The 24470-nt window shown below is 64.5% G+C and carries 19 protein-coding genes; 14 read left to right on the top strand and 5 right to left on the bottom strand.

The window, feature by feature from the left end; translation table 11 throughout:
- Positions 1 to 324, top strand: a complete 324-nt coding sequence (locus ABD906_RS06170; RefSeq protein WP_165277324.1) for a phosphoribosyl-ATP diphosphatase — start codon at positions 1 to 3, stop codon at positions 322 to 324.
- Between the two features lie 42 nt (positions 325 to 366).
- A complete protein-coding gene (gene coaA, locus ABD906_RS06165; RefSeq protein ID WP_165277323.1) occupies positions 367 to 1326 on the top strand; it encodes a type I pantothenate kinase in 960 nt (319 codons plus the stop codon).
- Between the two features lie 92 nt (positions 1327 to 1418).
- Here the strand turns inward: coaA and ABD906_RS06160 are convergent, their stop codons facing one another.
- The 4 genes from ABD906_RS06160 to ABD906_RS06145 form a co-directional block, all read right to left on the bottom strand.
- Positions 1419 to 2054, bottom strand: a complete 636-nt coding sequence (locus tag ABD906_RS06160) for an alpha-ketoglutarate-dependent dioxygenase AlkB (protein ID WP_165277322.1) — start codon at positions 2052 to 2054, stop codon at positions 1419 to 1421.
- 178 nt (positions 2055 to 2232) lie between these two features.
- The gene (gene lysM / locus ABD906_RS06155) at positions 2233 to 2688 is read right to left on the bottom strand and encodes a peptidoglycan-binding protein LysM (protein WP_165277321.1); all 456 of its coding nucleotides are present in this window, start codon (positions 2686 to 2688) and stop codon (positions 2233 to 2235) included.
- Positions 2689 to 2778: 90 nt separating this feature from the next.
- Positions 2779 to 3213, bottom strand: a complete 435-nt coding sequence (gene arfB / locus ABD906_RS06150; protein ID WP_165277320.1) for an alternative ribosome rescue aminoacyl-tRNA hydrolase ArfB — start codon at positions 3211 to 3213, stop codon at positions 2779 to 2781.
- A 76-nt stretch (positions 3214 to 3289) separates the two neighbouring features.
- Positions 3290 to 4900, bottom strand: coding sequence for a phosphoenolpyruvate carboxykinase (locus tag ABD906_RS06145; protein WP_345098641.1), 1611 nt, complete (start codon positions 4898 to 4900; stop codon positions 3290 to 3292).
- Between the two features lie 348 nt (positions 4901 to 5248).
- Between ABD906_RS06145 and ABD906_RS06140 the strand changes: the two genes are divergently transcribed.
- The 12 genes from ABD906_RS06140 to trxA all read left to right on the top strand — a co-directional run bounded on the left by ABD906_RS06140 (position 5249) and on the right by trxA (position 22821).
- A complete protein-coding gene (locus ABD906_RS06140) occupies positions 5249 to 5950 on the top strand; it encodes a response regulator (RefSeq protein ID WP_165277318.1) in 702 nt (233 codons plus the stop codon).
- Positions 5951 to 5962: 12 nt separating this feature from the next.
- Complete coding sequence (locus ABD906_RS06135) at positions 5963 to 7726, top strand: stimulus-sensing domain-containing protein (RefSeq protein WP_345098640.1); 1764 nt, start codon at positions 5963 to 5965, stop codon at positions 7724 to 7726.
- Entirely contained in the window at positions 7726 to 8178 is a 453-nt protein-coding gene (locus tag ABD906_RS06130; RefSeq protein ID WP_345098639.1) for an HPr kinase/phosphorylase, read from the top strand. Before ABD906_RS06135 ends, ABD906_RS06130 begins: the two co-directional genes overlap by 1 nt.
- A gap of 247 nt (positions 8179 to 8425) precedes the next feature.
- A complete protein-coding gene (locus ABD906_RS06125) occupies positions 8426 to 8827 on the top strand; it encodes a PTS sugar transporter subunit IIA domain-containing protein (protein ID WP_165277315.1) in 402 nt (133 codons plus the stop codon).
- Positions 8824 to 9132 (top strand): HPr family phosphocarrier protein, encoded by a 309-nt coding sequence (locus tag ABD906_RS06120; RefSeq protein WP_165277314.1) that lies wholly within the window; start codon positions 8824 to 8826, stop codon positions 9130 to 9132. Before ABD906_RS06125 ends, ABD906_RS06120 begins: the two co-directional genes overlap by 4 nt.
- Before the next feature lie 298 nt (positions 9133 to 9430).
- Positions 9431 to 10825, top strand: coding sequence for an adenosylhomocysteinase (gene ahcY / locus ABD906_RS06115; RefSeq protein ID WP_165277313.1), 1395 nt, complete (start codon positions 9431 to 9433; stop codon positions 10823 to 10825).
- Between the two features lie 190 nt (positions 10826 to 11015).
- Positions 11016 to 13538: a sensor histidine kinase gene (locus ABD906_RS06110; RefSeq protein WP_345098638.1), complete on the top strand. Its 2523-nt coding sequence runs from the start codon at positions 11016 to 11018 to the stop codon at positions 13536 to 13538.
- 8 nt (positions 13539 to 13546) lie between these two features.
- A complete protein-coding gene (gene tsaE / locus ABD906_RS06105) occupies positions 13547 to 15049 on the top strand; it encodes a tRNA (adenosine(37)-N6)-threonylcarbamoyltransferase complex ATPase subunit type 1 TsaE (protein ID WP_165277311.1) in 1503 nt (500 codons plus the stop codon).
- The gene (locus ABD906_RS06100; RefSeq protein WP_165277310.1) at positions 15046 to 15774 is read left to right on the top strand and encodes a sugar phosphate nucleotidyltransferase; all 729 of its coding nucleotides are present in this window, start codon (positions 15046 to 15048) and stop codon (positions 15772 to 15774) included. Before tsaE ends, ABD906_RS06100 begins: the two co-directional genes overlap by 4 nt.
- On the top strand, positions 15771 to 18908 hold the full coding sequence (gene addB, locus ABD906_RS06095) for a double-strand break repair protein AddB (protein WP_345098636.1): 3138 nt from the start codon (positions 15771 to 15773) through the stop codon (positions 18906 to 18908). Before ABD906_RS06100 ends, addB begins: the two co-directional genes overlap by 4 nt.
- Entirely contained in the window at positions 18905 to 22423 is a 3519-nt protein-coding gene (addA, locus tag ABD906_RS06090) for a double-strand break repair helicase AddA (protein ID WP_345098635.1), read from the top strand. The genes addB and addA overlap by 4 nt, the downstream gene beginning before the upstream one ends.
- A 77-nt stretch (positions 22424 to 22500) precedes the next feature.
- A complete protein-coding gene (gene trxA, locus ABD906_RS06085) occupies positions 22501 to 22821 on the top strand; it encodes a thioredoxin (RefSeq protein WP_165277307.1) in 321 nt (106 codons plus the stop codon).
- Between the two features lie 321 nt (positions 22822 to 23142).
- Here trxA and ABD906_RS06080 read toward each other — a convergent pair whose 3' ends face one another.
- Entirely contained in the window at positions 23143 to 24465 is a 1323-nt protein-coding gene (locus ABD906_RS06080) for a bifunctional folylpolyglutamate synthase/dihydrofolate synthase (protein ID WP_345098634.1), read from the bottom strand.
- Positions 24466 to 24470 lie beyond the last annotated feature (5 nt).

The following is a 24470-nucleotide window of genomic DNA, read 5'->3' as shown; positions in this document are numbered from 1 at the left end:
ATGAGCGACTTCGACCTCAAGAAACTCGAGGCCATCATCGCCACGCGAGGCAGGTCGGGCGACCCGCAGTCGTGGACGGCGCAGCTGTTCAACGCGGGCATGCCGAAGGCTGCCCAGAAGATGGGCGAGGAGGCCGTCGAGGCGGTGATCGCCGCCGTCAAGGGCGACCGCGAGGAACTCGTCTCCGAAAGCGCCGACCTGCTCTATCACTGGCTGGTGGTGCTGGCGCTCGCCGGCGTGTCGGTGGATGAGGTCATGGCCAAACTGGAGTCCAGGACCGGACAGTCGGGCATTGCGGAAAAGGCTTCCCGCCCGAAAGCGTGAGCGCACGCCGGCCGGGTTTCTCCACGCGAGGCACAGAATTCAATGATCCAGAACGCCCAGAACGAACGCTATTCACCGTATCGCGTTTTCACTGCGGAGGAGTGGGCGCAGTTTCGCAACGACACGCCGCTGACGCTGACGGCGGAAGAGGTGGAGCGGCTCCGGTCGCTCAACGACCCGATCGACCTGGAGGAGGTCCGCCGGATCTATCTGTCGCTGTCGCGCTTGCTCAGCGCCCATGTGGAAGCAAGCCAGCTGCTTTACCGCCAGCGGCGCGTGTTCTTCCAGATGGACGATTCGGTGAAAACGCCGTTCATCATCGGCATTGCCGGTTCGGTGGCAGTGGGCAAGTCCACCACGGCACGCGTGCTGAAGGAGCTGCTGCAGCGGTGGCCGTCCAGTCCGAAGGTGGACCTGGTCACCACCGACGGCTTCCTCTATCCCAACGAGGTGCTGCGCAAGAACGGGATCATGGACCGCAAGGGCTTTCCGGAAAGCTACGACATCGGGGCGATCCTGCGGTTCCTGTCGGCGATCAAGGCGGGCATGCCGAACGTCAAGGCGCCGCTCTACTCGCATCTGACCTATGACGTGTTGCCGGGCCAGTATGTCACGATCGACCGGCCGGACATCCTGATCTTCGAGGGCATCAACGTGCTGCAGACGGGTAACCTCCCCGCTGATGGCATCGCGGTGCCGTTCGTCTCGGACTTCTTCGACTTCGCAATCTACATCGACGCGCCGGTGGAGCTCATTCACGACTGGTACGTGGAGCGGTTCATGCGCCTGCGCGAGACCGCCTTCCGCGATCCGCAGTCGTTCTTCCACCGCTATTCCAAGCTCTCCGAGCACGCAGCTAGAGCCATCGCGGAGCAGCTCTGGGAGAACATCAACCTCAAGAACCTGAAGGAGAACATCCTTCCGACTCGGCCGCGCGCGGACCTCATCCTGCGCAAGGGCGCCAACCATCTCGTGGAGCGGGTCGCCCTGCGGAAGCTGTAAGGCTTGGCTGCAATCCACAGCGGTGCAGCGGGATCAAGCTTCTTCTCCACCCCCGCAGATTGATCTCTCCGCCGAGAGGAACACTCACCGTTTCACGTGATGATTTCCGAGGCCCGTGGCGGCGTCACGCGGCGGAGCGTCAGGTTGATGCGGCCGCCGTTTTTCAGGAGCGTCGAGGTGCCGGGGTAGATGCGGTCGACGCCGTGGAAGGCCAATCGCCCCTCCCCGCCCAAAACGAAGACATCGCCGCTCTGCAGCTTGTAGGAGACAGTCGGACCCTGGCGGGTCTTGCCGCCGACGCGGAAGCGGCAGGTGTCGCCCAGCGAGACGGAAACCACGGGGGCGTCGAAGTCTTGCTCGTCGCGGTCCTGATGCAGGCCCATCTTCGCTTCCGCATCGTAATAGTTGATGAGGCAGGCTTCCGGATCGAAGGGATAATCCGCAACGGCACGCCAGAGGTCGAGCAGCATCGGCGGGATCGGCGGCCAGGGCTTTCCGGTGACGGGATGGATGGGCTGGTAGCGATAGCCACGCTCCTGGTCGGTCACCCAACCGAGCGCACCGCAATTGGTCATGCGCACGCTCATCGGCTTGCCGGTGCGCGGCATGCGCGGGACAAACAGTGGCGCTTGGGCGACCACCGCCCTTACCTCTTCGAGGAGAGCCTTCTGCTCGTCGGCGCTGAAATACGCCGGCAGGTAGCGGATGCCAGGAAGCATTTCCGTCATGGATCAGGTCTCCAGCCCCGTGGTGAATCGTCTTCCTGGTCAGTATCTAGAACATTCAGCGTTCCGGAAAAATGCCGAAACGCAGCGGGTTCCGTGCCGGGAACCGTCCCTGGTCATCTCCTGATAAAGGTTCTGGACCGAGAGCCGGTTCCCGCTTTTCCTTGAGCCGTTGCGGCGGCTATTCGTCCAGCTCGGGAATGCGGAGCACCTGACCGGGATAAATCTTGTCCGGGTGGGTAAGCATCGGCTTGTTCGCCTCGAAGATCAGGGTGTGCTTGTCCCCCTTGCCCTTGCCGTAATGGGCCTCGGCGATCTTCCAGAGGTTGTCGCCCTTCTTAACGGTGTAGAAAACGGGGTCCTTCGCAGGCGCTTCGGCGACCTTCAGCTCGGCAGCCTCAACCTTCGATACGCCCAGGGTGTTACCGACGGCAACGATGGCCTTCTCGAAGATCGACTGGTCCTTGACCTCTCCGGAGAGGATCACCTTGTCGCCCTCGACCTTCACGTCCACCTTCTCGGTGCCAAGAGAGTGGGATTCCAGCGCCTTCTTCAGTTCTTCCGCATCGGGCGCCTTCTCCTCGTCCACCAGGCCGAGCTTGACGCCAACCGATTTCACAAAGTCAAAAACACTCATGCATTATCCTCCGGAGGTTGAAAATTCCACTTTAGCCGCAGCCAATGCAGGAAATCAAAACATATTCAGCACTGTCATGCGACCGCGCGCCTATTCCGGCGTGACCTTGCCGCGCATCTTCTTCACCTGCCCGCGGGCAGATTTCGCCTTCAGGCGGCGTTCGACGGCGCCGCGGCTGGGGCGGGTTTTCCTGCGGGGCTTGGGCGGCGGTTCGGATGCCCGATAGAGGAGGTCCACGAGACGGGCGCGGGCATCCTGGCGATTCTGCTCCTGGGTACGGAAGCGCGAGGCCTCGATGACAACCACGCCATCCTTCGTGGCGCGGCTGCCCGCAAGTTCAATGGCGCGAAGGCGGACGGCTTCGGGGAGATAGCCGGCATTCATGACATCGAAGCGAAGCTGGACGGCTGTGGCGACCTTGTTCACATTCTGCCCGCCCGGGCCGGATGCGCGGATGAACTGCTCGTCGAGCTCGTCTTCCTCAATCCAGATGCCAGGTCTGACGTCGAGTCGTCCGCCGCTCACGGTCTTTCTCCAGGTCTCAAGAATGAAACAGGCCGCCCCGAGGCGGCCTGTGAACCGTCATTCCTTGACGCGACGCTTACTCGGCAGCCTGAGCCAGCCGGGGGGCCGCGTTCAGCACGTCCTCGCCGACATAGTCCGCGAACTTGGCGAAATTGTCGATGAACATGCCGACCAGGCGGGCGGCCTGCGCGTCATAGGCGGCCTTGTCGGCCCAGGTCTCGCGCGGGTTGAGGAACGAGCTGTCGACGCCCGGAACGGAGACCGGAACCTCGAAACCGAAGTTCGGATCGCGGCGGAACTCGACGTTCTTCAGCGAGCCGTTGAGGGCAGCGGTGAGCAGCGCGCGGGTGACGGCGATCGGCATGCGGCGGCCGACGCCATAGGCGCCGCCGGTCCAGCCGGTGTTCACCAGCCAGCAGTCGACGTTGTGCTCCTTGATGAGGTCGCGCAGCAGGTTGCCGTAGACCGACGGATGGCGCGGCATGAAGGGAGCGCCGAAGCAGGTCGAGAAGGTCGCTTCCGGCTCGGTTACGCCACGCTCGGTTCCGGCCACCTTGGCGGTGTAGCCGGACAGGAAGTGGTACATGGCCTGGGCCGGCGTCAGACGGGCGATCGGCGGCATGACGCCGAAGGCGTCGGCCGTCAGCATGATGATGTTCTTCGGCTGGCCGGCGCGGCCCGTGGCGCTCGCGTTGGGGATGTAGTCGAGCGGATAGGCGCAGCGGGTGTTCTCGGTCAGGCTGCCGTCATCGAAATCCGGAACGCGGTTCTCGTCGAGGATGACGTTCTCGAGAATGGTGCCGAAGCGGCGGGTGGTTGCGAAGATCTCCGGCTCGGCCTCGGCGGACAGGCGGATGGTCTTGGCGTAGCAGCCGCCCTCGAAGTTGAACACGCCCTCGGGGCCCCAGCCGTGCTCGTCATCGCCGATGAGGGTGCGGTTCGGGTCGGCGGAAAGCGTGGTCTTGCCGGTGCCCGACAGACCGAAAAAGACAGCCACGTCATCCTCGGCCCCGACATTGGCCGAGCAGTGCATCGGCATGACATCGCGCTCGGGCAGGATGTAGTTCAGGGCGGTGAAGACCGACTTCTTCACCTCGCCTGCGTACTCGGTGCCGCCGATGAGCACGATCATGCGCTTCATGTCCATGGCGATTACCGTCTCTGTGCGGGTGCCGTGACGGGCCGGATCAGCCTTGAAGGACGGAATGTCGATGATCGTCATCTTCGGGACGAAGGTCTCGAGCTCTTCCTTCGTCGGACGGATCAGGAGATTGCGGATGAACAGCGAATGCCAGGCGTACTCGGTGACGACGCGGACCGGCAGCTCGTTCTTCGGATCGGCGCCGCCGCGCAGATCCTGTACGAAGAGGTCCATGTTTGCCGCATGCTTCAGCATGTCCTGGTAGAGGACCTCGAAGTGCTCCGGCGAAAGCGGCTTGTTGTTGTCCCACCAGACGTTGTTCTCCGTCAGATCATCGCGAACGATGAACTTGTCCTTCGGCGAACGGCCGGTGTGTTGGCCGGTCGTGGCCACCAGCGCGCCATGAGCCGTCAGCCGGGTCTCGCCGCGTCGGATGGATTCCTCGGCCAGTTCCGCCGGATTCAGGTTGAAGAACACCTTTCCGGTGGTTTTGAGGTTGCTCTGCTCAAGTCCAAAAGTAGGATTGCGAAGGCCGGTTTCGGGCATTGACTTTACCAAAGTTAGAATTCTGTCCAGGAAGCCGGCCATCAAGCCGGGTGAGACCCGCCAGTAGCAGGCGGCGCAGCTTTAATCATCAGAAAAGGTGAGTGAAATCAAATCATTAATCGATTTAGATTTTTTAAAATCTTTTTAAATCGGTTAGATGTGTGAATACCGCGGGATCGGGAACCGGGAATGTGCAGGCGTTTGCCACAGGGCGCGGGGGTTCCCACATGGTGCGCAAATCAGGGTGTGACTTTGAACGTTATGTGTGCCACATTTTGTACCTAATTTGTCCTGCAACTGAGCGCACAGCACAGAGAGGGACATTCGCAGATGAGGGAGCCTTCCGATATGGCGACAATCGCGCTCGTAGATGATGACCGTAACATTCTTACGTCTGTGTCTATCGCGCTCGAGTCCGAGGGATACAGGGTGGAAACCTATACGGATGGCGCGTCAGCCCTGGAAGGTCTGATTGCCCGTCCGCCGTCGCTCGCGATCCTCGACATCAAGATGCCCCGCATGGACGGCATGGAGCTGCTGCGGCGCCTGCGGCAGAAGAGCGATCTGCCGGTGATCTTCCTGACCTCCAAGGACGATGAGATCGACGAGCTGTTCGGCCTGAAGATGGGCGCCGATGATTTCGTCCGGAAACCTTTCTCGCAGCGGCTGCTGGTCGAGCGCGTCCGGGCCGTGCTGCGCCGCGCCGGCGCGCGGGAACAGGCCGCCAAGGGTGGTGACAAGCCGACGCGGTCGCTGGAACGCGGCAACCTGGTCATGGACCAGGAGCGGCATACCTGCACCTGGAAGGGCGAGCCGGTGACGCTGACTGTGACGGAGTTTCTAATTCTGCATGCGCTGGCGCAGCGGCCGGGTGTGGTAAAGAGCCGCGATGCGCTGATGGATGCAGCCTATGACGAACAGGTGTATGTGGACGACCGCACGATCGACAGCCACATCAAGCGGCTGCGCAAGAAGTTCAAGGCGGTGGATCCCGATTTCGACATGATCGAGACGCTCTACGGTGTGGGATACCGCTTCCGGGAAGTGTGACGTCTGAGGCGGATGATCAAGCGAGCGCGTAACAGGCTGGACAGTGTCGCCAGCAGCCGGCCGGTTCGACCGTGGCTGCCGAAGCGGCTCGCCCAGCCGGTCCGCCGCGTGCTGGGTCACTACATGTTCTCGAGCCTGACCCGGCGCATCCTGATTCTGAATTTCGGCGCGATTGCCGTCCTTTTCGTCGGCATCCTCTACATCAACCAGTTCCGCGACGCGCTGATCGAGGCCCAGGTCGAAAGTCTGAAGACGCAGGGCGAGATCATCGCGGGCGCCATTGCGGGATCGGCGACGGTCGAGACCGACACCATTCTGGTCGATCCGGAGAAGCTGCTTGAACTGCAGGCCGGCGAAACCCTGCCGCCGCGAAGCGACCGGCTTGAAAACCTGCACTTTCCCATCAATCCGGAGATCGTTGCGCCGCTGCTGCGCCGGCTGATCTCGCCTACCAAGACGCGCGCGCGCGTCTACGACGGCGAGGCCAATCTCATCTACGACACGCGGCAGCTCACGCAGATCCTCCGGTACGATCTGCCGCCCCTCGACCCGCCCAAACCGGGCCTGTGGGACCGGTTCCGCACCTGGGTGACGTCCTATTTCCTCGACAACAACCTGCCGATCGAGCGCGAGCAGCCCGGCGGCAGCGGCCTGGCCTATGACGAGGTAACGACCGCGCTGAAGACGGGAACAGTGCAGGCCGTGCAGCGGCGCAGCGAAAAGGGCGAATACATCATTTCGGTCGCGGTGCCGATTCAGCGTTACCGCGTGGTCGTGGGCGCGCTGCAGCTCTCGACCCAGGGCGACATCGACCGGATCATCGCCGAGGAGCGCAGGGCCATTTTCCGTGTGTTCGCGGTGGCGGCGGCGGTCACGGTCATGCTGTCGCTGCTGTTTGCCTCCACCATCGCCAATCCGCTGCGCAAGCTCGCTGCTGCGGCAATCCGTGTGAGGCGGGGCGTGCGCAGTCGCGAGGAGATCCCGGACTTCTCCCACCGCCAGGACGAGATCGGCAACCTCTCGGTGGCGCTGCGCGACATGACCAAGGCGCTCTATGCCCGGATCGACGCGATCGAGAGCTTTGCGGCCGACGTGGCGCATGAGCTCAAGAACCCGCTGACCTCGCTCGGCAGTGCCGTGGAAACGCTGCCGTTGGCCAAGGACAAGAAATCGCGTGACCGGCTGATGGAGATCATCCAGCACGACGTTCGCCGTCTCGACAGGCTGATCACGGACATTTCCGATGCTTCGCGCCTCGATGCGGAGCTGGTGCGCCAGGAGGCTGAGCCGGTCGACCTCAAGCAGCTGGTCGATCACATCGTCGACGCGGCGCGGAATGTCAGCGCGAAGAAGAAGCAGGTGGAGATCGTCGTCAGCGTCGAGGACAAGGGCAGGAATTTCATCGTGATGGGCCATGACCTGCGTCTGGGGCAGGTGCTGACCAACCTGATCGAGAATGCGCGCTCCTTCGTGCCTGCCGAAGGAGGACGCATTACCATCACGCTCATGCGCACCGGCAAGCGCATCGTCATTTCGGTGGAAGACAATGGCCCGGGTATCCGGGCGGAGAACGTCGAGCGGATCTTCGAGCGCTTCTACACCGACCGGCCCGGCGAAGAGTCCTTCGGCCAGAACTCCGGCCTTGGCCTCTCCATCAGCCGGCAGATCATCGAAGCCCACGGCGGCACCCTCACAGCGGAGAACATTCCGGGTGCCAAGCCAGGTGAAGTGCGCGGCGCGCGCTTCGTCATTTCTCTCCAGGCGGAGGGACAATAGTGCCGGCCAGCAATGTTCACGGTACGCTCGTTTCGGTTGCCGGCAAGGGTGTGCTGATCGAAGGGCCGTCCGGCTCGGGCAAGTCCACGCTGGCGCTGAAACTCCTCATCACCGGAACGGCACTCGGCTTGCCGGTGAAGCTCGTCAGCGACGACCAGGTGTTTCTTTCGGTTCAGGACGGCAGGCTGGCCGGCACGGCGCCGGAGGCGATTGCCGGGCTCATCGAGGTATGGGGCGTGGGGCCAACGGCGGTGGATCATGTCGCGTCGTCGCCAGTAGACCTGCTGATTCGCCTCGTGCCCAGGGGCTGCGCTCCCCGCATGAACGACGACCGCCGGGAGGAACGATTCGGCATCGGGCTGCCCTTGCTGGAACTGGAAGAGCGGAACGCGGATGGCGCCGTGCTGGCAATTCTTGCCGTTCTCAAGCGCGGCCCCTTCCGCGAGCATTAATCGTGATGGCAAAAAAGCCGCAGCGCTTGACCGATTTGGACTTGTCATTAATGGCAGGCTGGACAAGATAGCGCTCCGGCCTGGAAAATGCATTCCAGCAAGAATTCCGCGACCTGGTGGCGAAAACAGGCAAGTAAACGGAGAGTGCTCTCGCAGTGAGTAGAGAAGTGGTGATCCGGATCCCGCATCACGAGTGGGCAGGCCTTCGCCCGATGGCGCGCATGAAAAATGACTGGAGGGCGGTCCGATGATTGGAATTGTCCTCGTTACCCATGGCAGGCTGGCTGATGAGTTCCGTCACGCGCTCGAGCATGTGGTTGGCGCCCAGGAGCAGATCGAAACCGTATGTATCGGGCCTGACGACGACATGGAAAAGCGGCGCCAGGATATCCTGGACGCTACCGCGAGGGTGAACACCGGGGCGGGCGTTGTTGTCCTCACGGACATGTTCGGCGGCACACCCTCCAACCTCGCCATCTCGGTCATGGAACCGGGGCGTATCGAGGTCATCGCCGGGGTCAACCTGCCCATGCTGATCAAGCTTTCCAGTGTCCGGGTCAGCGATGACCTCGAGAGGGCGCTCGAAGAAGCGCAGACCGCCGGCCGCAAGTACATCAATGTCGCCAGCCGGGTTCTGCAAGGAAAATGAACGACAGCGCCACTTCTTCCGCCACCGGACCGCAGACGATTTCCCGCAGCTTCACCATCGTCAACCAGCGCGGGCTGCATGCGCGCGCCTCGGCCAAGTTCGTGCAGCTCGTGGACGGCTTTCAGTCGAAGGTCACGGTCGAGAAGGACGGCATGAAGGTGGGCGGAACCTCCATCATGGGGCTGATGATGCTTGCCGCCAGTCCCGGCTGCTGCATCCACGTGACGGCCGAAGGGCCCGACGCCGGAGAGCTTCTCGACGCGCTCGGGGAGCTGATCGCCAACCGTTTCGGCGAAGAGATCTGAAGGCTCTTTTCCAGGAAGCCTGTTCCGGTTTAGAACCGCCAATCAAGCCGTTGGTACCGTAAGCCCTGCGTGAGAACAGGACCCGGATGTTCCGGTCAGCGTCAGCAGGCAGAAAGCCTATGCGAAGCCGTGCAGCAACCCTCATTTCCGAAGCGGCAGTTGGCTTCCGCCAAAAAGGAGAGGCCGGAATCACATAAAGAGTTCCTTATATCGTTGTACGCTGATGCGGGTTCTGCTAGGCATCAGGAAACGCGCGTCCGCCCGGGCGCGGAAAATTATTCCAAACGGAGCTCGGATCATGGCCGAAGACTACGTCGTTGCCGATATTTCGCTCGCGGACTGGGGGCGAAAGGAAATTGAGATCGCCGAAACGGAAATGCCGGGCCTGATGGCCTGCCGCGCAGAGTTCGGAGCGCAGAAGCCTCTCAAGGGCGCCCGCATCAGCGGCTCCCTGCACATGACCATCCAGACCGCCGTGCTGATCGAGACGCTGAAGGAGCTCGGCGCCGAAGTGCGCTGGGCCTCCTGCAACATCTTCTCGACGCAGGACCATGCCGCGGCGGCGATCGCGGCTACCGGCACGCCGGTGTTCGCCGTCAAGGGCGAGACGCTGGAGGAGTACTGGTCCTACACCGACCGCATCTTCCAGTGGCCGGATGGCGAGCCCTCCAACATGATCCTCGATGACGGCGGCGACGCCACCATGTACATCCTGCTCGGCGCGCGTGCCGAGGCGGGCGAGGACGTGCTCTCCAACCCCGGCAGCGAGGAAGAGGAAATCCTCTTCGCTCAGATCCGGAAGCGCATGACCGAGACGCCGGGCTTCTTCACCCGCCAGCGTGACGCAATCCGCGGCGTGACCGAGGAGACGACGACGGGCGTCAATCGCCTGTACCAGCTGCAGAAGCGCGGTCTGCTGCCCTTCCCCGCCATCAACGTGAACGATTCCGTCACCAAGTCGAAGTTCGACAACAAGTACGGCTGCAAGGAATCGCTCGTAGATGGCATCCGCCGCGCGACCGACGTGATGATGGCCGGCAAGGTCGCCATCGTCTGCGGCTATGGCGACGTGGGCAAGGGCTCGGCCGCCTCGCTGCGGGGCGCGGGCGCGCGCGTCAAGGTGACCGAGGCCGATCCGATCTGCGCCCTGCAAGCGGCGATGGACGGTTTCGAGGTGGTCACGCTCGACGACGCGGTGGAGACGGCTGACATCATCATCACGGCGACGGGCAACCGCGACATTGTCACGGTCGAGCACATGCGCCGCATGAAGGACATGGCCATCGTCGGAAACATCGGCCACTTCGACAACGAGATCCAGGTCGCGGGTCTGCGCAACTACAAGTGGACCAACATCAAGCCGCAGGTGGACATGATCACCTTCCCCGACGGCAAGCGCATCATCCTGCTGTCGGAAGGCCGCCTGCTCAACCTCGGCAACGCCACCGGCCATCCGAGCTTCGTGATGTCGGCCTCCTTCACCAACCAGGTGCTCGCACAGATCGAGCTGTGGACGCGCGGCCACCAGTACGAGAACAAGGTCTACGTGCTTCCGAAGCATCTGGACGAGAAGGTCGCCCGCCTGCATCTCGACAAGCTTGGCGTGAAGCTCACCAAACTCACGCCCGAGCAGGCCGCCTATATCGGCGTCTCGCCGGAAGGCCCGTTCAAGCCGGATCATTACAGGTACTGACGCGCCTTCAGCGCGGACGGTTACGTTCACTGCGCAGAAATGCCGGGTCACGGAGGTGGCCCGGCATTTTCATTTATGGTTAATGGCTTCTTCACCTGGATTCGTCCAACTAGTACAGTGCGATGATTCGAGAATGCAGACGAATCCGCCATGCGGCCATGGTCTTGATCTATTTGCTGGAGAGGAACCAATGCTGGGGCTGAGCCCGCTGATCGGCGAGGTTCCGGAGCCTCAGGGCCCGGAAGCATCGTCATGGCGAAAAGCGCGCCGGTTTGCCGGCCGGGCGCTGTCGAGCATGATTGCGCTTTCCGCATCCATCGAAGGGGCCGCCGCCCAGTCCGTCGTCAACCTGCCGGTCATAGGTCAGACCACGATCAGTACCCACGGCGCCCTCCAGTTCGCCATCTTCGCCGGTGTCATGGGCGCGGCTTTTCTATGCGCCCTGGGGGTCATCAAGCTGAGGGCGCGTTCCCTCGCCGAGATGTCCGTTCTCAAGGGGCGCGTGGCGGAACTGTCGAGCGCCCTGTCGCGCTCGGAAGCCCTGCTCAACCTCAGAGACCAGCGCATCGTCGTGTGGCCCACAGGCGGTGACACGCCGTCCGTGGTCGGCGACCTGCCGGCCGAATCGGGGGCGCCGCTCGAACGCAACGCATTTCTCGCCTTCGGGCGCTGGCTCAGCGCCAAGTCCGCAGCGGCACTGGAACGCTCGCTGCAGGCCCTTCTCGATCGCGGGCAGTCCTTCGATCTCGTCGCGGAGACGCAATCCGGTACGCTTCTCGAGGTGCAGGGACGGCGCTCGGCGCTTCATTCCGTGCTGCGGTTTGCCTCCTACACGTCCCTTCAGGAGGAACACGCGCGGCTGAAGCTCGAACTCGACCAGCTGCGCGCCAGCCATGAGACGTTGATGCGGCTGCTCGATCAACTGGATACGCCGCTGTGGCTGCGCGACCAGAGCGGGCGTCTTGCCTGGGTCAACCGCGCCTATGCGCAGGCGGTGGAAGCAAGCGAGCCGTCGGTCGCCATCCAGGAAGGCCGGGAGTTGCTGCCGGCCGCCTCGCGGGATGGGCTTGGGCAGAGCGGCGCAGTCACCCAGCAGTCGGTCTCCACCGTGGTCAGGGGCGAGCGCAAGGTCTACGAGGTCACATCTGTTGCCGACGGCGCGGGCAGTGCGGGCATCGCGAGCGACACGAGCGAACTCGAGGCGCTGCGCAAGGAATACGAAAGCATGGTGCGCAGCCATGCCGATACGCTCGACAAGCTGACGACGGCGGTCGCCACCTTCGACGCGGAACAGAAGCTCAAGTTCTACAACCAGGCCTTCCAGCAGCTGTGGGGGCTGGACACCCGCTTCCTCGACAGCCAGCCGGAGAACGCCATCCTGCTCGACCGGCTGAGGAGCGAGGGCAAACTTGCCGAGCAGCCCGAGTGGCGCCGGTGGAAGGACCAGGTATTGTCCGTCTACCGGGCGGTGGAGCCGCAGGAGTTCTGGTGGCACCTGCCGGATGGACGCACCATCCGCGTGATCGCCAACCCGCAGCCGCGCGGCGGCATCACCTGGGTATTCGAGAACCTCACCGAGAAGATCAGCCTCGAAAGCCGGTACAACGCCATCGTCAAGGTCCAGAGCGAAACGCTGGACAACCTGGCCGAGGGCGTGGCCGTGTTCGGTTCGGACGGCCGGCTGCGCCTGTCCAACCCGGCGTTCCGGCGGCTGTGGGGCATTCCCGACAAGTTCCTCGAGGGCGACATTCACATCTCGCTGCTCAAGACCGCCTGCGATCCGCTCGCGAACCCGAGCCCGTGGGGGGATTTCGTAGCGGCGGCCACCGGCTTCGACGACGAGCGGCGCGACAGCCACGGCCAGACCGAACTCACCAACGGCACGGTGCTGCAGTGGGCCATTATCTATCTGCCCAACGGGCAGACGATGCTCACCTTCGTGGATGTCACCGACAGCGTGCAGGTGGAGCGCGCGCTCAAGGAGAAGAACGAGGCGCTCGAGAAGGCCGACAAGCTCAAGAACGACTTCGTACAGCACGTGTCCTACGAGCTGCGCTCACCGCTTACCAACATCATCGGCTTCACCGAGCTCCTGTCGCTGGAGACGACCGGACCGCTTACGCCGCGCCAGCGCGAGTATGTCGAGCACATCAGCTCCTCGTCCTCCATCCTGCTGACGGTGGTGAACGATATCCTGGACCTGGCAACCGTGGACGCGGGCATCATGGAACTCGATGTGCGCGAGGTGCCGGTGGCCGCGACTGTGCAGGCGGCGGTCAGCCTCGTGGAGAAACGGTTCGCCGAGCACGACATTTCGGTCGAAGTGGACGTGTCGCGGGCGCCGTCGCATTTCTTCGCGGACGAGCATCGCGTAAAGCAGATCCTCTACAACCTGCTCAGCAACGCCGCGAACTATGCGCCAGAGGGCGGCAGGGTCACGGTGTCGGCCTGGGACAGCGGGGATGGCGTGGTTTTCCGCGTGCACGACAACGGTCCCGGCATGGCGCCGGAGGTATTGCGCACGATCTTCAAGCGCTTCGAGTCCAGCAACAGCGGGCGCCGGCGCGGCGCGGGGCTGGGGCTCGCCATCGTCAAGAGCTTCGTCGAACTCCACGGCGGCACGGTGGAGATCGAAACGGGCGAAGGTCGCGGTACCGCCGTCATCTGCCGGTTCCCCTTCGCCCCCAATGGCGTGCGCGCGGCTGCTGAATAAAGGTCCACATGCCGACAGCCGATCCGATCGTACTCGACCTGCCCGACGAAGCGGCCACGCTGCGGCTGGGCGAGGATCTGGCGCAGGCCGTGAGGCCCGGTGACGTGGTGGCGCTCCATGGCGACCTTGGCATGGGGAAGAGCACGCTCGCGCGCTCCATCATCCGGGCGATCGCGGACGATGAATGGCTCGAGGTGCCGAGCCCGACGTTCACGCTGGTGCAGAGCTATGCGCTGCGCATCCCCATCCATCATTTCGATCTCTACCGGCTGTCGGAAGCCGAAGAGATGGAGGAACTCGGCCTCTCCGAGGTGCTGGCCGAGGGCGTGGCGCTGGTCGAGTGGCCGGAAAGGGCCTCTGATTACTTCATAACAGCGATTCACGTGAAACTTTTCGAGCAAGGCGAAGGCCGGCGGGTGGAAATCCACGCGCCGGAGGCCGCCCGCGCGCGGATCGTCCACTCGCTGCACGTCCGGGCGTTCCTCGATGCGTCGGGCTACCCCGGCGCGAGCCGGCGGTACATGCTCGGGGATGCTTCCATTCGAGCCTATGAGACAATCCGCACGGAGGCCGGAGAACGGCTCGTGCTGATGGACGCGCCGGAGCGGCGAAACGAGCCGGCGGTGCGGGATGGCCTGCCTTACAGCCGGATCGCCAGGCTTGCGCAGTCGGTGGCGGCCTTCGTTGGCGTCGCGAAGTGCTTGAAGGCGCACGGGTTTGCGGCGCCCGAGATCCATGCGATGGATCTCGACGCCGGACTGCTGCTGATCGAGCATCTGGGCGACGGCACCTTTTTGCTGCCTGACGGGAGCCCGAGCGCGGAACGCTATGCGGAGGCAGGAAGGCTTCTGGCGGCGATGCACGGGCAACAATGGCCGCGCCGCATGCCGGTGCGCGAGGGCGTGGAGCACATGGTGCCGGACTATGACCGTGCGGCATTCGAGATTGAAGCATCGTTGCTGCTGGACTGGTATGTGCCTTTCGCGAAGGGCCGCCCGGCGAGCGACGAGGAAAGAGCGGAGTTTGCCCGGCTGTGGGCCCCGCTCATCGAAAGGCTGCTGACTTGTGAGCAGAGCCTTGTGCTGCGAGACTATCATTCGCCCAACATCATCTGGCGCGAGGACCAGGAAGGCTTCGACCGGCTCGGCATCATCGACGTTCAGGATGCGGCGATGGGGCCTGCGGCCTATGACGTCGCGTCGCTCGCGATGGATGCGCGGGTTGATATATCAGAAGAGATCGAACGGGTTGTGGTGGAGGCTTATTGCGCAGCGCGAGGATCAGGCTTCGACCGCGCAGCCTTTGAAGAGGCCTATGCGATCACGGCGGCGCACCGGAACACCAAGATCCTCGGCATCTTCGTGCGGCTGGCGAAGCGCGACGGCAAGCCCGGATATCTGAAGCACCTGCCCCGCATCCAGGATTATCTGCGGCGCGCGATGAACCACCCGGTGCTGGCTGATCTGCACGCCCATTACGAAAAGCAGGGCTTTCTCGGGGATCAGGCATGAGTACGCGCGGGCCGGAGAAGGCTATGGTGCTGGCGGCGGGGCTCGGCACGCGCATGCGTCCGATCACCGAAAGGATGCCGAAGCCGCTGGTGCCTGTCGGCGGCAAGACGCTCATAGACTGGGGGCTCGACGCGCTGGCGGAAGCCGGCGTTCGGAAGGCTGTGGTGAACGTCCACTACCTGCCGGACATGCTGATCGGGCATCTCAAGGCGCGGCGCACACCCGCGATCGCAATTTCCGACGAGCGCGACCAGCTTCTCGATTCGGCAGGTGGGATCGTGAGGGCGCTGCCGCATCTCGGGGAAAAGCCGTTCTATATCCTCAACGCCGACACATTCTGGATCGACCGTGATGGCTCGAACCTCGCTCGCCTGGCGGCGGCGTGGGATGCGGAACATATGGACATGCTGCTACTGCTGGCCGCTCCGGCGCAGGCGACCGGGCACACGGGCAAGCTGGATTTCGTGATGGACGATGCCGGGCGGCTGCGGCGTGCAAAGGATGCAGCCGACGGGTATATCTATGCCGGAGCCGGGATCATCCATCCGCGCATCTTCGAGGGGGCTTCTGCGGAACCGCATTCGCTGAACCTCTATTTCGACCGGGCGATCGCGGAAGGGCGGCTGTTCGGCCTGCCGCTCGAGGGGCACTGGCTCACGGTGGGCACGCCGGACGCCATCGCACCGGCTGAGGCTGTGTTGGAACGCGAACGAAGGACTTCATGACGGAAGCGAGGAAAGCGCCGAGACTCTATTCCATACCGCCGGGCGTACCTTTCCTGCCGGCGCTGACGGAGGCGCTGCTTTCGGGCAGACTGGTGCCCGGGTTCCGTTTCGAGGGCGATCCGCTCTCGCTGTCGAATGTCACCATCTATCTGCCGACGCGGCGCGCGGTGCGCGAGCTGCGGGCGGAGTTCATGCGCCAGCTCGGCGGCGACACGGTCATCCTGCCATCCATCCGGGCGCTGGGCGAGTTCGAGGAAGAGCTGACAGACGTCACCGACGAGGGCGGGGCGGAGCAACTCGTCGCCATCAACCCGCCGATCTCGCATCTCGACCGCATCCTGATGCTGGCGCCACTGGTGCAGGCATGGAAAAGCCGCCTGCCAGGCCATGTGGCCGCGCTGTTCGAGGAAGGCGTGGTGATCCCCGCCTCAATCGCGGACGGGCTGTGGCTCGCGCGCGACCTCGCAGACCTCATGGACGAGGTGGAGACGGAGGAAGGGGACTGGACGCGGCTTGCCGATCTTGCGCCCGAGGATCTGGCGGTGTGGTGGCAGGTGACGCTCGAATTCCTGCAGATCGTGACGGAAGCCTGGCCGCAGGCGCTGGCCGAGATGGGCAAGTCCAATCCGGCCGCGCACCGCAATGCGATGATCTCGGCGGAGGTAGAGCGGCTGAAGCGCAACCCACCCAAGGGGCCGGTGATCGCGGCCGGTTCGACGGGTTCGAACCCGGCGGTGGCGCGATTGCTCGGCGCGATTGCGCGGCTCGAGCAAGGGGCCGTCGTGCTGCCGGGCCTCGACCTGCAGCTGGACGATGCTTCCTGGGCCGCGATCGGCGACAGCGCGGAGCTTTCCTCCTGCGGCCATCCGCAGTTCGGCCTGAAGCGGCTGCTCACGACCATCGGGGCGGAGCGGGTGGAGGTGCAGGAGCTTGGTGCGCCCTCCCCTACCCTCGCCGCGCGGCGGCGGGTGGTGTCCGAGGCGCAGCGTCCGGCGCAGACGACAGACTATTGGGCCTATGACCGCGCGATTGTCGACAAGGCGCTGGCGCTGGGTGCCTTGCAGACGGTGAGCCTCATCGAGGCGGCGACGGAGCGCGAGGAGGCGGAAGCGATTGCGGTCGCGCTGCGGCACGCGATCTCAGCCAGCGGGAACGCCACCGCGGCGCTGATCACGCCCAACCGCGAAATGGCGCGGCGGGTGGCGATGGAACTGCGCCGGTTCGGCATCCGGGCGGACGATTCGGGCGCGCGGCCGCTGGCGGATTCCGTGCCGGCGACACTACTGCGGCTGATGATCGAAACGGTCTGCCATCCGGAAGAGCCGGTGGCGATCGTGAGCCTGCTCAAGCATCCGTTGCTGCATCTCTCGCTGCCGCGTGAGACGGTGCGGCGGGCGGCCGAACTCATCGAGCTGGTCGCGCTTCGCGGCGGCACGGGACGGCCGGACATCGCGCATCTCGGCAGCCTGTTCGAGAATCGCCTGGTGGAGATTGCCGCGAGCCATTACGAGCCGAACTGGTTCAAGCGGATGAGACCGGAGGCCATCGAGGAAGCGCGCGACGTGCTCGCCCGGATGGCCGAGGCGCTCGCGCCCCTGGCATCGCTGCGCGAGAGGATGGGCCGCGTGCGGCTTGCCGAGATGGCGCGGGCGACGGTGCTGGCATTCGAGAGCCTGGCGCGGCAGGAGGACCAGAGCCTCACGGAACTCTACCGTGGCGAGGCGGGCGACACGCTGACGCGCTTCCTGCGCGAGCTGGTTGAAACGCAATCGGGTATCGAGGTTTCGATCGACGAGTGGCCGGATGTGTTCGCCGCGCTGATCGCCGGGCGGATGGTGAAGCCGCCGATGGGCGGCGATCACCGCGTGTTCATCTGGAGCCCGCTCGAAGCGCGCCTGCAATACGTGGACACGCTGGTACTGGGTAGCCTCAATGAGGGCAGCTGGCCGCAGGTGCCCTCCTCCGACCGGTTCATGTCACGTCTGATGAAGAGTGAGCTTTCGCTGTTACCGCCTGAGCGGCGCATCGGCCTCGCCGCCCACGACTTCATGATGGCGATGGGTGCGCCGAACGTGGTGCTGTCGCGCTCGGCGCGGTCGGGGAACGCGCCGGCGGTTGCCTCGCGCTGGCTGCAGCGGCTTGCCGCCTGCATCGGACCAGACGAGGCGGAAGCCATGTGGAAGCGCGGGCGGAAGTATCTCGACTGGGCGGCGGCGCTGGCGGCGACCGAAAGCGTCGATTTCGCACCGCGGCCCAACCCGAAGCCGCCGCTCGAAGCGCGGCCGAAGAAGTTCTCCGTGACGGAGATCGAGACGCTTCGGCGCGATCCTTACGCGATCTATGCGCGGAAGATCCTGCAGCTGCAAGCGCTGGAACCATACTTGCGCGATCCGGGCGCGGCCGAGCGGGGCAACCTGTTCCACGAGGCGCTGCACGAGTTCGTGCGGTCAGGCATCGACCCGATGGACCCGGAGGCGGGCCGCAAGCTCATCGAGGCGGGTGAGATGGTGTTCAGGGAAGCGGAGCTGCCGCAGGACGTGCACATGGTCTGGTGGCCGCGCTATGTGCAGACGGCACAGGGCATTCTCGAATGGGAGCGGGCGCGAGCCGGGCGCGTCCTGTCGCGATACGCGGAAATTTCCGCCTATCCGCGCGAGATCGGTTCCACCGGCGTGACCCTGTCGGGCCGAGCCGACCGCATCGACTTGCTGGAGGACGGGTCCGCCGAGATCATCGACTACAAGACGGGAAGCTCCCCTTCGGTGAAGCAAGCGTACACGCTTCTCTCGCCGCAGCTCGCGCTCGAGGCGGCTCTGCTGAAGCAAGGGGCATTCGGGGAGATCGGCCAACGCTCGCCCGGAAACCTCACCTATGTGCGTTTGCGCGCCAATGGCGAGGTGGAGGCGGAGTCGATCCTCAAGCCAGGTAAGGGTGACAAGACTGCCGAAGATCTGGCGCAGGAGGCGTGGGAACGGCTCGAGCGGCTGATCAAGCATTACGGCAGGCCCGGGACAGGTTACCTCTCCCGCGCCCTGCCCTTCAAGGAAGGAGACGTCAGCGGCGACTACGATCATCTGGCACGCGTACTCGAATGGTCGGCGGGAGGCGATGGCGCCGAGGGAGACGCGGAATGAAGGCTTTCCTGCGCATTCCCCCGGATACGATCGAGAAACAGGCGAAGGCATCGGATCCGAGCCTGTCCGCCTGGGTGTCGGCCAATGCCGGTTCCGGCAAGACGCACGTGCTGTCGCAGCGGGTGATCCGGCTGCTTCTCAAGGGCACCGATCCGTCCAAGATCCTTTGCCTCACGTACACGCGCGCGGCGGCGGCCAACATGGCAAACCGCGTCTTCGCCAATCTTGCGAAGTGGAGCACGCTGCCGGACGACGAACTCGCCGAGGAGATTTTCAAGCTGGAAGGCGAGCGGCCGGGACACGCAAAGCTCAGACGGGCGCGGCAGCTGTTCGCCCGGGCGCTGGAAACGCCGGGCGGGCTCAAGATCCAGACGATCCACGCCTTCTGCGAGGCGATCCTGCACCAATTCCCGCTGGAGGCGAACATCGCCGGTCACTTCGAGCTGCTAGACGAGCAGATGGAGCAGGCGCTGTTTCTGGAGGCGCGGCGGGAGCTGATGACCACGGTCTCGGCGCACGAGGACGGGCCGCTGGGCAGAGCCTTCGCGGATATCCTGCAGCGCGGCGGCGAAGCGGGCCTGCAGGACCTGCTCAAGGAAATCGTCGCCAAGCGGGACAAGCTGCGCGAATTCATCGACGCGCTCAGCGACGGGCATTCCATCCTGGGCGCGCTGAAGCAGGAGTTCGGATTCAGCGCGGAGGATACGCTCTCCTCGGTGGCCGCCGCGGCCTGGCCGCTGCCCGGATTGAGCCCGGAGCAATTTGCAGAGCTCGTGCGGGTCGCGGAACAGGTGGGTGCGACCGGCCTCACGAATGCCATGCTCGAGGATGCAGCGGCGGCTTTCGAGAGTCGTGATCCGCTGCACCGGCTGGACCTGCTCAGGAAGGCGTTCTTCACCGGAAAGGGCGAGCCCCGAAGCGAGCGCACTTTCACCAAGGCGCTCAGGGAGCGCCTGCCGGACATCTATGACCGGTATCTGGAGGCCGCCAGGTTCGTGCAGGAGGCCTGCGACCGGATCGCGCTGCTGAAGCAGCTCGAGGCAACGAACGGCGTGGCGGTCATCGCCGACGCGCTGATCGGCCAGTACGAACAACTGAAGCGCGCCCGCGGCTTCCTCGACTTCAATGACCTGATCCAGCGAACGGTGCATCTGCTGGCGCGGTCCGATGTAGGGCCGTGGGTGCAGTACAAGCTCGACCGCGGCATCGACCACATCCTGATCGACGAGGCGCAGGACACGAGCCCGCCCCAGTGGGAGATCGTGCGCAAGCTGGCGGAGGAGTTCTTCGCCGGCCACGGCGCGCGGGAGGGCGTGCGGCGGACGATCTTTGCGGTGGGCGACGAGAAGCAGTCCATCTACTCGTTCCAGGGTGCCGAACCATCGGCCTTCACCGAGACCGGCATGATGTTTGAGCAGGTCATTCCCGGCAATGGCGGCCAGTTCATGCGGATCAAGCTGGAACGTTCGTTCCGCTCGACCGAGGACGTGCTGCGGGCCGTGGACCTGGTGTTCAGCCGCCCGGAGGTGGCGAAGGGCGTCACCTACTACCAGGAGCCGATCGAGCACAAGGCGATCCGCGAGAACGCGCCCGGCTATGTGGAAGTCTGGTCGCCGCTGAGCCCGATCACCGTGGAGGAACCGGACGACTGGACCGAGCCGATCGACCACGCGTCAGCCCCGGCGGTGCGGCTGGCGGAGGTGATCGCGGAAAGGATCAAGACCTGGCTCAGGGACGACATCCTCGAGGGCAAGGGACGCAAGATCCGCGCAGGCGACATCATGGTGCTGGTGCGCAAGCGCGACCGGTTCGTGCATGCGCTCTCCCGCGCGCTCAAGAACCGCGGAATCGCCGTGTCCGGTGCGGACCGGCTGCGGCTCACCTCGCACATTGCCATCCAGGACCTTGTCGCTCTCGGCCGTTTCCTCATCCAGCCGCAGGACGATCTGTCGCTCGCCGCCGTGCTCAAGAGCCCCATCTTCGGGCTCGACGATGATGACCTGTTCGATATCGCCTACGGGCGCGGAGACCTTTCGCTGTTCGCTGCGCTGAAGAAGAAGGCGGAGACGGACGCCCGGCTCTCCGGAATCGTCTCCACGCTGCTCGAATGGCAGTCGAACGCGGTGTTCATGCCGGTCTACGAGTTCTATGCCAGTATCCTCACCGGTGCGCCGGAGCGCGCGGGCGCGCGCAAGCGCTTCGTGGCGCGGCTCGGTCTTGAAGCCAACGACGTGCTGGACGAATTCCTGTCCTTCTGCTTTACGGCCGAGAAGACGGGACTGCTCGGGCTCGAGGCGGTACTGGCCACGCTCGAAGGTGCCGCGCCGGAGATCAAGCGCGAGATGGACCAGTCGCGCGACGAGATACGCATCATGACCGTGCACGCTGCCAAGGGCCTCGAAGCGCCGGTCGTGTTCCTCGTGGACCCGGGCAGCGCCGCCATCACCTCAGCCCATCTTCCGGACCTGCTGCCGTTCAAGCTGCGCGACCGCGGCATCACCGGGTTCCTGTGGCGAAAGGGAAAGGATCTCACCAACAGCGTCATGAAGGACCTGGAAGCCGAGGTAAAGCAGAAAGCCGAGGAAGAGTATCGCCGGCTGCTCTACGTGGGCATGACGCGCGCCGAGGACAGGCTCATCGTCTGCGGCTACCATGGCGCGAGGCCGAGCAAGGATACCTGGCACAGCATGGTGCTGGCGGCTTTCGAGGGGCAGCCCGGAACCGAGACGCGCGACGATCCGCAGGAATGCGCGCCGGTACTGCGCTTCCGGGTGACGCCGGTTCCCGAGACCGTGAGCGCTGTGGCCGAGGGCGAGGGAGGACAGGCGGAAGCGCCGGAACCACTGCCGGCGGCGCTGCTGCAGCCGCTGCCGCCGGCGCCTGCGGTGCCGAAACCGCTTTCGCCCTCCAGCGCGGGACTGCTCATCGAAGGCGACAGGGAGATCGTCCCCTCGCCCGTGTCGCCGGTGCTCGGACCCGCCCAGCAGCCGGGCTTCGCGCTGGAACGCGGCACGGCGATTCACAAGCTGCTGCAGTACCTGCCCGAATTCCCCGTCGATCGGCGGGAGGCCGTCACGCGCGACTATCTGGAACGGGCAGGCGCATCCTGGCCGGCGGGCGAGGTGGAAAAGGCGGCCAGGGCGGTGCTCACCATCCTCAACGACCCGCAGTTCGCGCCAATCTTCGCGCCGGGTTCACGGGCGGAGGTCTCCGTGATGGGCAAGCTCCGGCTGGGCAGCACTGAACGGGCCATCTCCGGCAAGGTCGACCGGCTGGCGGTGACGGAGGACCGGGTGCTGATCGTCGACTACAAGACCAACCGCCCGGCGCCCGCGAGGGCAGAAGAGGTTCCGCCCGCCTATGTGGCGCAGCTTGCGCTCTATGCGGAGCTCATCAAGCCGCTTTATCCAGACAAGAAGGTGGTGGCGGCGGTGCTGTTCACGGAGACGCCAATCCTCATCGAACTTGACGATGGACAATTGGCAAGGACGCTTGCGGGACTCGCGGTCGCGTGACAAAAACATTCCTTGATAACATTCCCGCAGTCCCCCACATAGCGGGCAACCCCTTACAACATTCCTAGGAGAGGCTTATGGCCACCGTCACCGTCAATGCTGGCAACTTCGATGCCAATGTGCTGCAGTCCAGCGAACCTGTTGTCGTCGACTTCTGGGCGGAGTGGTGCGGACCCTGCAAGATGATCGCACCGGCACTCGAGGAGCTTGCCGCCGAATTCGCTGGCAAGGTGAAGGTTGCCAAGCTGAACATCGACGAGAACCCCGAGATCGCGGCACGCTATGGCATCCGGTCGATCCCGACCCTCATGCTGTTCAAGAACGGCGAGGTCGCGGACATGAAGGTTGGCGCCGCGCCGAAGACCGCGCTTGCCGCCTGGATCAGCTCGGCAGCCTGATACACGTTTCCAAGACAGCAAGAAGCCCGGGACCGGCTCTTCGGCCCGGGCTTTTTTATTTGAAGTCAATGGGCTGAGTGATGTTGGCTAACGTGCGAGGGGATAAGACCTTCTGATCGATGGAGCTCGATCTCCGTTCCCCCCGTGCGATTTCAGGCGTTGCATCCACGGTTCGGCAAATCGCAATCGCTGGAGATTTGGCACCAAGTCCGTGCCGGCCCATCCACTGCTGTGGGGGAAGAGGAGACATCGGCACTCGGTGCAGCCACGTGCCTGATTTTTCAGGAGGACAATCCGGTTTCGCTGACTACAGCCGACCGCTCAGGTGGGCGGCATGTTGTTTGCCGCGAGCACGTCGCCGGCGAGATAGAGCGAGCCGCAGATGAGAATGCGGGGGGCGACATCGCCGGTCCAGGTGTCCCGAAGCAGGGAGAGAGCGCTTTCGACGCTGCTCATGGGCTCGGCTTCAAGGCCCGCTTCCATCGCACGCGCGGCAAGCACGTCATGGGGAACACCCGCTTCGCTGCTGGTGATCGGAACGGTGTAGACGCGCCGGGCCATGCCCTGGAAGGCACGGAAGAAGCCGGTCTGGTCCTTGGTGTTGATCATGCCCGCAACCAGGATCAGAGGGCGGGGATGGCGCTCTTCGACCGCGGCGAGAGCCTCGGCAATCACCGCACCGGCATCCGGGTTATGCCCGCCATCGAGCCAGAGCTCGGCCCCTTCCGGGGCAAGGTCGACCAGCGGGCCACTGGTGAGTTGCTGGAGCCGCGCCGGCCAGGTTACCGCCTGCATGGCGGTTTCGGCCGCCTCCAGGGTGAGGCTGAAACCCGCGGATTTCACCGCGGCAATGGCCGCGGCGGCGTTGGCGAGCTGGTGGCGGCCGCGCAGGCGCGGCAACGGCAGATCGAGCAGGCCGTCTTCATCCTGATAGACGAGCCGGCCCCGCTCCTCGTGGGCCACGAAGTCCTGTCCGTAGACCCTGAGCGGGCAGCGCAGGCGTTCGGCTCTCTCGATGAGGACGTCGCGGGCCGTATCCCATTCCTGGTAACCGATGACCACGGGACAGCCGCGCTTGATGATCCCGGCCTTCTCGGAGGCAATCAGCTCCACGCGGTCGCCGAGGAATGCCTGATGGTCGAGCGAGATCGGCATGATGACGCTGACGGCCGGGCTTGGAATGACGTTGGTGGCGTCGAAACGCCCGCCAAGGCCGACCTCCAGAATCGCGGCGTCGGCAGGGTGCTCCGTAAAGAGCAGGAACATGGCGGCCGTCAGCAGCTCGAAAACGGTGATCTTCTCGCCCTGATTGGCATCCGCCACGCGCTGCAGGGCATCGGCGAGAACGTCGTCCCCGACCAGACGCCCTCCGCCAGGCGTGCCGATACGGTAACGCTCGTGCCAGTTTACGAGATGGGGAGACGTGTGGACGTGAACGGTATGGCCGGCTGCTTCCAGCAGGGCGCGGCTGAAGGCCGATGCCGAGCCCTTGCCGTTGGTGCCGGCGATGTGGATCACCGGCGGCATGCGCAGGTGCGGATTGCCGAGCCGTTCAAGGAGGCGGCTGATCCGCTCCAGGGACAGGTCGAAGCCCTTCGGGTGCAGCTCCGACAGGCGCTCGATCAGCCGCGCAGCCTTGCTCATGAACG

Origin of the sequence: Chelativorans composti (assembly GCF_039541695.1) — a bacterium.
GTDB lineage: Bacteria > Pseudomonadota > Alphaproteobacteria > Rhizobiales > Rhizobiaceae > Chelativorans > Chelativorans composti.
This window is presented reverse-complemented; position numbering and strand designations above follow the sequence as displayed.